The following is an 11,700-nucleotide window of genomic DNA, read 5'->3' on the forward strand; positions in this document are numbered from 1 at the left end:
TCGCTCTTCGCTAAAAAACCAGAAAGCGGCTAAAGCGCCAGCCCGCTCGCCCTGTCGAACACGTGGACGCGCTCATGATGGACAGTGGCGGCAAAGGGGGTGTTAACCTTGACCAGCTGCTCACCATCCACCACCGCCGTCACCTGATCGCCCGCCAGTTCGAAGACCACATGCGTCTGCGCACCGGTCGGCTCCACCAGCACCGTCCTGCCGGACAGCGAGATATCGCCGCCGACGGTCGAGCCGATATGTTCCGGTCTCAGACCGATCGTCACCGGCTGGCCGCGCTTGACCTTGCGTGTGGCGGCGATGCGGATCGCGGTTCCGTCCTTGAGACGCGCGGCGGGCTGATCGCCCTCGCCATCGACCACGCCTTCGATGAGGTTCATGGCCGGCGAGCCGATGAAGGCGGCAACGAAGAGATTGGCAGGCGTCTTGTAAAGTTCGAGTGGCGTGCCCTGCTGCTCGATACGGCCGTGATTGAGCACCACCACCCGGTCCGCCAGCGTCATCGCCTCGATCTGGTCATGCGTGACATAAATGGAAGTCGTTCCAACCTTCTGGTGCAAAGTCTTGATTTCGCTCCGCATCTGCACACGCAGCTTCGCATCGAGATTGGACAACGGCTCATCGAAGAGGAAAACGGCCGGATTGCGCACCACGGCGCGGCCCATGGCGACGCGCTGACGCTGGCCGCCGGAAAGCTGCGAGGGCTTGCGGTCCAGCAGCTTGCCGAGATCAAGCATGCGGGCTGCTTCCGCCACGCGCTCCTCAATGACGTTTTTTGGCTGGCCGGCCAGCTTCAGGTTGAAGCCCATGTTTTCAGCCACCGTCATATGCGGATAAAGCGCATAGGACTGGAACACCATGGCGATGTTGCGCTCACGCGGCGTCATGGAATTGACGACGGTGCCGCCGATGAGAATATCCCCATCGGTGATTTCCTCCAGCCCGGCAATCATGCGCAGCAGGGTGGATTTGCCGCAGCCGGAAGGCCCGACCAGCGCGATGAATTCACCGTCCGTAATATCAAGCGAGATGCCGTGAATGACATCGAGCGAGGCATAGGACTTGGCGATATCTCTCAGTTCGACGGAAGCCATATTTTGCTCCTTTCACGTCACGATTTGACGGCACCGGCCGTCAGGCCCGCGATGATGTGTTTCTGTGCGAGGAAGAAAACGATGACGGTCGGCAGGATCGTCAGCGTGATGAAGGCGAGAACGAGCTGCCATTCCGTGCCGAATTCGCCGCGATAGACCATGATGCCGAGCGGCCAGGGATATTTCGATTCCGAATTCAGCATGATCAGCGGCAGGATGTAGCTGTTCCAGCTGCCGACGAAGGAGACGATGCCGACGGTCGCCACGATGGGCCGCGAGAGCGGCATCGAAATGTGCCAGAAGAAGCGCAGATAGCCGCAACCATCCACGAAAGCGGCCTGAAACAGCTCCTCCGGCAGATTGCGGAAATAATTGCGGAACAAAAGAATGCTCATGCCGAGCCCGAAAGCCACCTGCGGCAGCACCACACCCCAATAGGTGTCGAGCAGGCCGAGATCGCGGATGCGGATGAACAGCGGCAGGATCGCGGTTGCCGCCGGGAACATCAGCCCCAGCAGGAAATAATTCAGCAGGAAGGACGAGCCGAAGAACTTCACATGCGCGAAGGTGAAGGCGGCCATGGCCGAGACGGTCAGCGTTAGGAACACCGTCAACAGCGCGATGACCAGCGAGTTGAAAATCTGCAGCCAGTAGCGCTTGCCGAAGAGAATATCGCCGTAATTGGCCCATTGCCATTCGGCCGGAACGCCGAACGGGTTGACGCGCAGGTCTCCCAGCGTCTTGAAGCCGCCGAGCGCCGTGGTCAGAAGCGGGATGAGCACGATGGCCGCGATGAGGCTCAGCGATATGTAAAGATAAAGCTTGGTTTGCAGCGGCATGCGGACGGAGGTGGATGTGTCAGTCATGGCGCATGAAAATCCTTTTGTAACCGAAGGCGAGCGTCACGCAGATGATGAAAAGAACGACGCCGACCGCGCTGCCAAGCCCCACCTGCATTCGCATGACGCCGTAGGTGTAGAGGAACGTGACCATGGTCTGCGTGGAGTTGGACGGACCGCCGCCGGTGAGCGGCATGATCATGTCGAACAGTTGCAGCGAGCCGATCACCGCGAAGAAGACGGACAGTCGCACCGTGGAACCGAGCATCGGCAGCGTGACATACCGGAATTTCTGCCAGCCGGAAGCGCCATCGATTTCGGCAGCCTCCAGAACATTCTTGTCGACGGACTGAAGGCCGGCGATGAACAGCATCATGTGGAAACCGAAATATTTCCAGACGATGACGCCGAGCACGGCGTAGATCGCCACATCCTTGTCGGCCAGCACGTAAGGATTGGCGAAGCCGAAGAAATTGGAGATGGCGGCGAAGAGGCCATAATCGCCATCATAAACGAAGCGCCAGATCAGACCGGCCGCGACATCCGCCAGCACATAGGGCAGGAAGAAAACCAGCCGGAAGGCGACGACGCCGGGCAAGCGGTGCGCCAGCATCATGGCAAGCCAGATCGCCAGCGGGATCTGGATCAGCACGGAAATCAGGATGATGAGGCCGTTATTCAGCAGAGCCTGCGAGAAGGCGGCATTGCCGAACAGCACCTGAAAATTCTTCAAACCCACGAAATCGGTCGGCGTGCCGTAACCGTTCCAGCGGTAGAGGCTGTACCACGCCGCCTCGCCCATGGGCAGGATGACGAACAGGGTAAAGAGCAGAAGTGCGGGCGGCAGGAAGACCAGCAGGGTCAGCGCCCGGTCATGCGCGACCGAGCTTTGTTTGCGCTTTATCTTCGTCGCGCCGCGCGCCGTTATGGACGCAGAAGTCATGGAAATATCCGTCATCTCTATCCGCTTTCATTCAGGCAGATACTGCGGCGCCGCGTCCCGCGCGGCGCCGTCATGGAACCGAAAATCAGCGAAGCTCGAAAGCATCCTGAATTTGCTTGGCACCCTCTTCCGCGCTCATCTGGCCGGAGACGATCTCGACGGAGACATCATTGACGACGCGGCCGACGGCTGCGCCCAGCGTCTGGTCGAAGAAGTTCTGGTGCCAGGTGGAGCCGGCAAGCTGCTTGGCCGAATCCGCCAGCAGCGGGTTTTTCACCGCACCGTCAGCACCCGTCGCAACGGGCAGTATCATGCCGGCTGCTGCCATCTTCTCTTCGCTTTCCTTGCTGGTCAGGAATGCCGCGAAATCGAGCGCTTCCTTGGAGGCGTTCTTCGTGACTGCCCAGCCATTCAGCCCGCCCAGCGTGTCGGTGGCCTTGCCCGCGCCGCCTTCGACGGCGGGAAAGGCGAAGCGGCCGATATTGTCGGCTGCAAGGCCCTTGCCGTCACCCGCATTCTTGCGCTGGTTGGCCTCCGTATTGTCGAAGCCGAGGATCATCGCCGCCTTGCCGTCACCGAAGACGCCAAGCGCCTGCGGCCAGGTGGAGCCGAGATAACCGGGCTGGAAGGGCTCAAGCTTGCCGAATTCGGCCAGCTGCTCGCCCGCCTTTATGATGGAAGGATCCATGAAGCCTTCGCCCTCGCCCTTGCGGGCGGCATCGAACACGGCCTGCCCGCCATTGCGCATGACGAGATAGCTCCAGTAGAAATGGATCGGCCATTTTTCACCGCCGCCACCGGCGATCGGAACGATGCCCGCTTCCTTGATTTTCTTGACGGTGGCGCCGAGATCATCCCAGCTCTTGATGTCTTCCGCCTTCACGCCGGCCTTGGCAAACAGCTCCTTGTTGTAAAAGAAGCTGACGAGGCTGACCTTGTAAGGCACGGCCCAGACCTTGCCGTCAAACGACAACCCGTCGATTGCGGAAGCATTATAGGCCTGCCGAAGCTTGCCGCCATCAGCGTCGAAAACTTCGGTCAGATCCTTCAGCGCGCCGGTTTTGGACTGTTCCTCAAGAACGCCGCCGCCCCAGCTATAGAAGAAATCCGGAACATCGTTGGATTGCAGCAGGGTCGGCAATTTCGCCTTGAAAGCTTCGTTTTCCAGAAATTGCAGTTGCACATCCACATCGGGGTGCTTGGTCTCGAAATCCTTGGCAATCTCCTCCCAGACGGCCACGGCTTTCGGGTCCAGCTCCACATGCATCCATTTAACGACCGTCGCGGCCGAGGCGCTGGCGGTGCCGAGCATGAGAGCAATGCTTGTCGTTGTGGCAAAGCCTGTCAGCCTGCCGCTCAGGCTTGCGCCTGCGTGCCAAATCGTCATGATGGTGATCCTCCCTCGGGGATTTCCTCATTTATTCCCCAATGCGGATTAATTCACATTAGGCCTCGCCCAATGTCAAGGCAGGTTGCCGATTTTTTGCGCGAACAGCTTGACACACCCCTCCCCTACACCGTTATTTAATCCGTAACCCGACATAAATCGGTTCTCGAACCGGCATTGATCGCAGCAGGACCCCATGAAGACCGCAGACCCAGAATTGATGCGCGCGATCAACAGGCTGAGCGTGCTTGACAGCATCCGCCGCCACGGGCCGATATCCCGGGTGGAAATCAGCGAAAGAACGCAGCTTTCAACCACCACCGTTTCGGCGATCACCGCATCGCTGCTGGATGACGGGCTGATCTTGACCCGTCACCTCGGAGATATCCGCACCGAGGGAGCGCGCGGCAGGCCACGGGTGATGCTGGAGCTGAACCCGGATGCCGCCCGCGTCGTAGGCGCCAAGATCGCGGCAAGCCGCATGGTCTTCGTCGTTACCGATTTCTGCGGCAACGTGCTTTCAACGCTTGCCCTGCCGATCCGTGTCGACCGTCAGCCCATCGGCGTCATCGCCGACCTGGTGGAGGACGGTGTGCGGCGCTGTGTGGTCGATGCCGGGCTGTCGCTGGAAGATGTGGACATGGTCTGCCTTGGCCTTCCCGGCGTCATCGAACATCGCACCGGCAAGATCCGCAGCAGCCCCATCCTGCGGGAAGTGAACGTCAATTTCGCCGAGGAAATGACAGCACGGCTGAATTCGCCGACCATCATCGAAAGCGACGCCCACGCCATCACGCTCGCCCATCACTGGTTCGGCCATGCCCGCGATCTGGAAGATATGGTGCTGATTTCGCTCGAACAGACGCTGGGGCTTGGCGTTCTGCACCAGAACCAGCTGTTTCGCGGTGCCGGCGGCCTCAGCCACAATCTCGGCGACCTCGTGATCGGCCTTGCCAGCGAGGGTACGGTGCGGCTGGCGAGCCAGGCGGGCGAAAATGCCATTCTCGGCTCTCGCCCCGTGGACGGGCGTTTTGCCGAAGCGATCCGGCTCGGCCGTGGAATGCAGCATGCCCATGCACTGATTGCGGCGGAAGACCACGAACTGATTGCGGCAGCCCTGCGCGCAGGCGCAGCACTCGGCCTGACACTTGCCAATATCGTCACGCTGTTTGCGCCGCCACGGGTCATCATCACCGGCTCCAGCCTCGAACTCGGCGACCCCTTCATCGCCAGCATTCGCGACAGTTACAACGCCGCCGTGCCGCCTTCGCTGGCCGGCGTCGCGGAACTGGTTTTCGACGTTGCAAGCGATGAGCTCTGGGCGCAGGGGGCTGCGGCCGTCGCTCTCTACGAGCTTTACGAATCGCCATGGAACACCACGGGGCCAGCGGTCTAGCCGGCAGGACTGGGCAGCAGGCTTAGACATTTCTGATTTACGGGAGGAAATCACATGAACAGGGTCGGTATCGGCATCATCGGCTGCGGCAACATCTCCAGCGCCTATCTCAAGGCCATGGCGTCGTTTCCCATTCTCGACATTCGCGGACTGGCGGATATGAACGCGGAGGCCGCGAAGGCACGGGCAGACGAATTCGGCCTTCAGGCAAAAAGCATCGACGAGTTGCTGTCCGATCCTTCCGTGGAAATCATCGTCAACCTGACGATCCCCAAGGCGCATGTGGAAGTGGGCCTACGCGCGCTTGAGGCGGGAAAACACGCCTATTCGGAAAAGCCGCTCGGCATCAATTTCTCAGAAGGCAAAAGGCTTGCGGATGCGGCCAAGGCAAAGGGCCTGCGCATCGGCTCTGCCCCGGATACGTTCCTCGGCGGCGGACACCAGACCGCACGCCGGCTGATCGATGAAGGTGTGCTCGGGCAGCCGATTGGCGGCACGGCCACCTTCATGTGCCCCGGCCATGAGCGCTGGCACCCCAACCCGGCCTTTTATTACGAGGTTGGCGGCGGGCCGATGCTGGATATGGGGCCTTATTACATCACCGATCTCGTCAACCTTTTCGGCCCGGTTGCCAAGGTGGCAGGTTTCGCCATCGCACCACGCAACGAGCGTCTCATCACCAGCGAGCCGAAAAACGGCGAAAAAATCCCCGTTCATGTTGCCACCCATGTCTCCGGTGTACTGGCGTTCCAGAATGGTGCCGTGGTGCAGGTGGGCATGAGCTTCGATGTGGCGGGCCACAAACATGTGCCGCTGGAACTCTACGGCACCGAAGGCACGTTGATCGTGCCAGATCCAAACCATTTTGGCGGCGAGGTGCAATTGCTGAAAAAGGGCGGCCAGTTCGAGCCGCAGGCACTGTCGTCGCCCTATGCGGACGGTAATTACCGCTCGATAGGCGTAGCGGATATGGCCCATGCGATCCGCGAAAATCGCCCGCACCGCGCCAATGGCGATCTTGCCCTGCATGTGCTGGAGGTCATGGAAGCCTTCCAGACGGCATCGGACAGCGGCACGACCGTTTCCATCACCACCGAGGCGGAGCGCCCTGCTCCTCTCGAAACTTCGCTGGTCGACGGCCAGCTCGGCAAATAATCCGGAGGAGAAAATAAATGCGCGAAGCACTCATCGTCTGGGGCGGCTGGAGCGGCCACGAGCCGCAGGAATGCGCCACCATCGTCAAGGACATGCTGGAGGAAGATGGTTTCAAGGTCTATGTGGAGCACTCAACCGAGGCTTTCGCCGACCCTTCCGTGCATGATCTGAGCCTCGTGGTCCCCATCGTCACCATGTCGAAGATCGAGAAGGAAGAGATCAAGAACCTCACTGCCGCCGTGGAAAACGGCGTCGGCATTGCCGGCTTTCACGGCGGTGCCGGCGACAGTTTCCGGGAATGCGTCGAATACCAGTTCATGATCGGTGGCCAATGGGTCGCCCATCCCGGTAATATCATCGACTATCACGTCAACATCACCCGCCCCGACGACCCGCTGATGGAGGGGATTTCCGATTTCCCCTATACCTCGGAGCAATATTACATGCATGTCGACCCTTCCAACGAGGTGCTGGCGACGACGAAATTCACCGGTGACCATGCCTGGTGGATCGACGGCGTGGTGATGCCGGTGGTCTGGAAACGCAAATACGGCAAGGGCCGGGTTTTCTATTCGGCGCTCGGCCATCAGGCCAAGGAATTTTCCGTGCCGCAGATGAAGACCATGTTCCGCCGCGGCGCCAACTGGGCGGCGCGGTGAGGCTATAGGTCGAGACGGCCAAATACTCTCTCCGTCATGCCGGACTTGATCCGGCATCCAGCAGCCGCGCGTCTGCGCGGCGTCAGGAGTCTCTCGCGATCAAGGACTTGATCGCGCTGGACCCCGGATCAAGTCCGGGGTGACGAAGAATGGCTGTGTGCACCGTCCTCTCAACCCCGCACGATCTCTTCCGCAGCCATCGCGACACCCAGAACATGGTCGTCCGTGCCGTGCCGGCCGGAAAGCAGCAAGCCGACCGGCATGCCTGCCTCGCCTGTTCCACACGGAATGGAAACACCGCAGAGATCGAAAAAATTGCCGATCTGGGTGTTGCGCAGGGTCTTCGCATTCATGGCGAAAAAGGCATCGTCATTATCAATCAGCGGCGCGACCTTTGCCGCAACATGCGGCAATGTCGGCGACACCAGTAGTTCGTCCTTGCCGATCATCCCGGAAAACGCCGCCGTCATGCTTTCACGCGCTTCCAGAATGCCGATGTAATCCGGCATGGAGATATTCGCGCCGAGCCTGGTTCTCGCCACCACGCGCGGATCCATGCGCGCAGCATCCGCGCCTTCCAGCCGCGCCTTGTGCAGGGCGAAAGCTTCCGCCGTCACCAGCGCGCCCTTTTCCTTGATGAGATCAAACAATTGCGAAAAGACCGGGAATGCCTGTCGCCGCACGGAGGCGCCGGCGCGGGCAAGCCGTTCCACCGCCTGCTCGAAAGCGACCGCCACACCCTCCTCGATGCCATCGAAGAACACCGTTTCGGGCACCACGAGCGACAGGCCGGACAGAGGCGCACGCGCGATATCGGCGGCCGATCTGCCACGCATGGCTGCATCCACCCAGATGGCGTCCTGCACGGTGCGGGTCAGCGGCCCGAGCGAATCCAGGCTTTTTGCCAGCGGATAAACGCCCCGCATCGAATAACGGCCGCGACTTGCCTTGTAACCCACCACGCCATTGAACGCGGCCGGAATGCGCACCGATCCCCCGGTATCGGTCCCGATTGCCACCGGCACCAGACCGGCGGCCACAGCGACGCCCGCACCGGAGGACGAGCCGCCGGGCAAACGGTGACCGTCCATGGAGACAGGATTGCGCGGTGTGCGGTAATGCGGATTGATGCCAAGGCCGGAAAACGCGAACTCACTCATATTGGTACGGCCGATAGAAATCATTCCGGCCTCTTTCAGCGCCGTCACCACATCCGCGTCACGGGAGGCAGGCGCATCGTTCGACAGCACCGTCGATCCGGCCGTGGTCGCCATGCCTTCAAGATCGAAAAGATCCTTCCAGGCCACTGGAATACCGTCGAGCACGCCAAAGGAACGACCCTCGCGAATGCGTTTGGAGGCACTCTCGGCTTCCGCCATCGCCCGCGCTGCCGTCAGGCCGACAAAAATCGCCTGGTCGTCGTCTTTCCCAATCGCATCGAGCGTCTCTTCCGCCAGAGCACGCGGATCGAGATGCCCGCTCTGGATGAGAACGGAAAGCTGAGCGATGTTTTTGCCCCTGTGAGCCATGATGATATTCCCTGAAATCGGATAGTGCCCACAACATGCCGTTTATCGGCTGCTTGGCAAGGCAGGTCGGTGTCCATTCAGGCCGAGAAGTTGACTTGAGAAACGCGCAAAGGTTGTCATACTGACTTAGCGGTGTTGTTTCAGAGTCTCACCGTTAGCCACCGATTCCTTCAACCTCAGGTGCAGGAACGTCGCGCCTTATATAAGCGGCGACTATAAAAAGACGGATTAATTCTTAATCGCATCTAAACTTTGTTGAATTATTTAGCAGACACCATTGAAATGCATGTCCTATAAAATTCCATAAAACAATTATAACGCGACATCGCGGGGGAATATCGCGAATGGAAGAGACTGCCTATCGGGGGATAGATAGACAGACTGAAACCGGTGACACGCTTCGCTCAACGACGCAGGCGGCACCGGGCCGTTTTTCGCGGCGGCGTTCGCTCGCCAGCAAGATAACCCTGATATTTCTCGGCGGCGTGATCTTTTCCTACAGTATCGGGGCGCTTGTCGGCTGGTACATGTTCGTTGCCGCCGCCAGCGAGCAATGGCTCAACCAGGCCCGCGTCAATTCGCAGATCGCCAGCGCCACGCTGCGCAGCATCTATACCTATGTCAGCGTCACGGCCGACACGGACGGACAGGTCAACGGCATATTGACCGACAAGCCGATCGGCGACGACGAATCCATTCTCGTCACCGGCTTCAATCCCAGCGACGTTCTCGCCCTCATCGGCGCGCAAACCAAAAATGCCGTCTGGCTTTTCCGTTACGACGAAGCCGATGCCGGCTTCAGGCAGATCGCCGCAGCCTTTGACAACGCCACTGACGACGACGAAAAACCGCTCGCCACCGATCCCATCTTCTCAAAAGATGCCGTGGCCGCCCGTTTCGCCACCGGCTTTGCAACCATCGGCGAGTCGAACCACTACATCGGCCTGCTGCCGATCATCAGCACCGAAACGAAAAAACCGATCGGCGCGGTCGCCGTCAGCATCGGCGGTTCGGACGAACTCTACGGCGCGCAGAGGAAGCTGATCTACAATTCGCTGATCGCGCTGATCGTGGTTCTGACCGTGACCGGCGTTCTCGTAACGGTGATTGCGCGGCACTTTCTGAAACCGGTTCCGGCGCTGGTGCAGGCGACGCTAAGGATCGCCCGCGAGGAAACGGATGTCGTCACGCCGTTTCAGAAGCGGCGGGACGAGATCGGCGACATGGCCACGGCCATCGAAACGCTGCGTGAGGCGGTCCTGGAACGCGGACGCCTGCGGCAGATACGCGACATGGCGCAGCAGCTCGAACATATGGCCCATCATGACGCGCTGACCGGACTTCCCAACCGCGTGCTGCTGATGAAGACGCTGGAAAATCGCCTCGAACATCTTTCCGCTTCCGGCCAGCCGTTCAACGTCATGCTGCTCGATCTCGACCGCTTCAAGGCTGTGAACGACACGCTGGGACATGCGGCGGGCGACGCGTTGCTGGTGGCCGTTGCCTCGCGGATTTCCTCCGTGCTTGGCGAAAACGACATGGTGAGCAGGCTCGGCGGTGATGAATTTGCGATCATACAGTCGGTGACCGACGATTGTCGGGCGGATGCGGGCGCTTTGGCGAAACGGGTCGTGCATGCGGTCTCGCGCAGCTTCAACCTCGAAGGCAGCGACATCAGCGTCGATACCAGCATCGGCATCGCCTGCGCGCCCGATCACGGCACCTCCGGCACCCAGCTTCTGCAACATGCGGATCTCGGCCTCTACCGGGCGAAATCCATGGGATGCGGCCTCTTCGTCTTTTACGAACCCGGCATGGACATGGCGGCGCAGCATAAGCATGCGCTTGAAATCGACATGAAATCCGCCCTCGAAAATCGAGAATTCGAGCTGCATTACCAGCCCGTCGTCAATCTGCAGAGCGGCCGCATCGTCGCCTATGAGGCGCTTGCCCGCTGGCGGCACAGCAAGCTTGGCATCATCACGCCGGACCGGTTCATCACGCTTGCCGAAGAAAACAATTTCATCAAACCTCTGGGTGAATGGGTGCTGGCACAGGCCTGCACGGACGCCATGAGCTGGCCGAAGGACATCCGGCTCGCGGTCAACTTATCCGCCGTACAGCTCGGCAATGATGATATCGTCCCGATTGTCGACAGGGCGCTTGAAACGTCCGGTTTTCCGGCGGAGCGGCTGGAACTGGAAGTGACCGAAACGGCGATGCTGGAGCGCGACAGCAGCGCCCGGGCGCTGAAGCTCCTGAAGGAAAGGGGCGTGCGCCTCGTGCTCGACGATTTCGGCACGGGTTATGCGGGGCTCAGTACATTGACCCATGTTTCCTTCGACAAGATCAAGATCGACCGTGAATTCGTGTCCGGCCTGCCAGGCAATCCCATGTGCTCGGCCATCGTCAACACCATCATCGATATGGCCGAACAGATCGGCCTGCGGGTCACCGCCGAGGGTGTGGAAGACAGGGAACAGGTCGAGGCGCTCAAGCTTTCCGGATGCGACGAGGCCCAGGGCTATTATTTCGCCGAGCCGGCCCCGCTTGCCCATGTCCTCAAGAACCGGGCTGTCATAACGCTCGTCGGTAAGGACGAATTTGGCGACACCGGACGCTCGTTACAGGAAACCTATTGCCCACCACAAAAAGCGATTTGAGAAACCGGCCGCCGGCCAAAGGAAAT

At 60.1% G+C, this 11,700-nt stretch carries 9 protein-coding genes; 4 read left to right on the forward strand and 5 right to left on the reverse strand.

What is annotated here, in order from left to right:
* Positions 1–29 precede the first annotated feature (29 nt).
* The 4 genes from G3A56_RS17900 to G3A56_RS17915 form a co-directional block, all read right to left on the reverse strand.
* Positions 30–1,103 carry an ABC transporter ATP-binding protein gene (locus G3A56_RS17900; protein WP_082185804.1) on the reverse strand — a complete coding sequence of 358 codons (1,074 nt, stop codon included), beginning with the start codon at positions 1,101–1,103 and terminating at the stop codon, positions 30–32.
* A gap of 17 nt (positions 1,104–1,120) precedes the next feature.
* Entirely contained in the window at positions 1,121–1,969 is an 849-nt protein-coding gene (locus tag G3A56_RS17905) for a carbohydrate ABC transporter permease (protein WP_082185803.1), read from the reverse strand.
* Positions 1,962–2,900 carry a carbohydrate ABC transporter permease gene (locus G3A56_RS17910; protein ID WP_082185802.1) on the reverse strand — a complete coding sequence of 313 codons (939 nt, stop codon included), beginning with the start codon at positions 2,898–2,900 and terminating at the stop codon, positions 1,962–1,964. The genes G3A56_RS17905 and G3A56_RS17910 overlap by 8 nt, the downstream gene beginning before the upstream one ends.
* A gap of 70 nt (positions 2,901–2,970) precedes the next feature.
* Positions 2,971–4,272: an ABC transporter substrate-binding protein gene (locus G3A56_RS17915; protein ID WP_082185801.1), complete on the reverse strand. Its 1,302-nt coding sequence runs from the start codon at positions 4,270–4,272 to the stop codon at positions 2,971–2,973.
* A gap of 196 nt (positions 4,273–4,468) precedes the next feature.
* On the opposite strand from G3A56_RS17915, the gene G3A56_RS17920 reads away from it, so the two are divergent.
* From G3A56_RS17920 to G3A56_RS17930, 3 genes are read left to right on the forward strand one after another with little or no spacing between them, the layout of a single operon-like run.
* Positions 4,469–5,668, forward strand: a complete 1,200-nt coding sequence (locus G3A56_RS17920) for an ROK family transcriptional regulator (protein ID WP_082185800.1) — start codon at positions 4,469–4,471, stop codon at positions 5,666–5,668.
* A 54-nt stretch (positions 5,669–5,722) separates the two neighbouring features.
* A complete protein-coding gene (locus tag G3A56_RS17925; RefSeq protein ID WP_082185799.1) occupies positions 5,723–6,823 on the forward strand; it encodes a Gfo/Idh/MocA family protein in 1,101 nt (366 codons plus the stop codon).
* A 17-nt stretch (positions 6,824–6,840) separates the two neighbouring features.
* A complete protein-coding gene (locus G3A56_RS17930) occupies positions 6,841–7,482 on the forward strand; it encodes a ThuA domain-containing protein (RefSeq protein WP_003523774.1) in 642 nt (213 codons plus the stop codon).
* A 170-nt stretch (positions 7,483–7,652) separates the two neighbouring features.
* On the opposite strand, the gene G3A56_RS17935 is transcribed toward G3A56_RS17930, so the two are convergent.
* Positions 7,653–9,011 (reverse strand): amidase, encoded by a 1,359-nt coding sequence (locus tag G3A56_RS17935; RefSeq protein WP_082185798.1) that lies wholly within the window; start codon positions 9,009–9,011, stop codon positions 7,653–7,655.
* A gap of 344 nt (positions 9,012–9,355) precedes the next feature.
* Here G3A56_RS17935 and G3A56_RS17940 point away from each other — a divergent pair, with 344 nt between their 5' ends.
* On the forward strand, positions 9,356–11,674 hold the full coding sequence (locus G3A56_RS17940; protein WP_082185797.1) for an EAL domain-containing protein: 2,319 nt from the start codon (positions 9,356–9,358) through the stop codon (positions 11,672–11,674).
* Positions 11,675–11,700 lie beyond the last annotated feature (26 nt).

The organism is Rhizobium oryzihabitans (assembly GCF_010669145.1).
In the GTDB taxonomy this organism is placed as follows: domain Bacteria; phylum Pseudomonadota; class Alphaproteobacteria; order Rhizobiales; family Rhizobiaceae; genus Agrobacterium; species Agrobacterium oryzihabitans.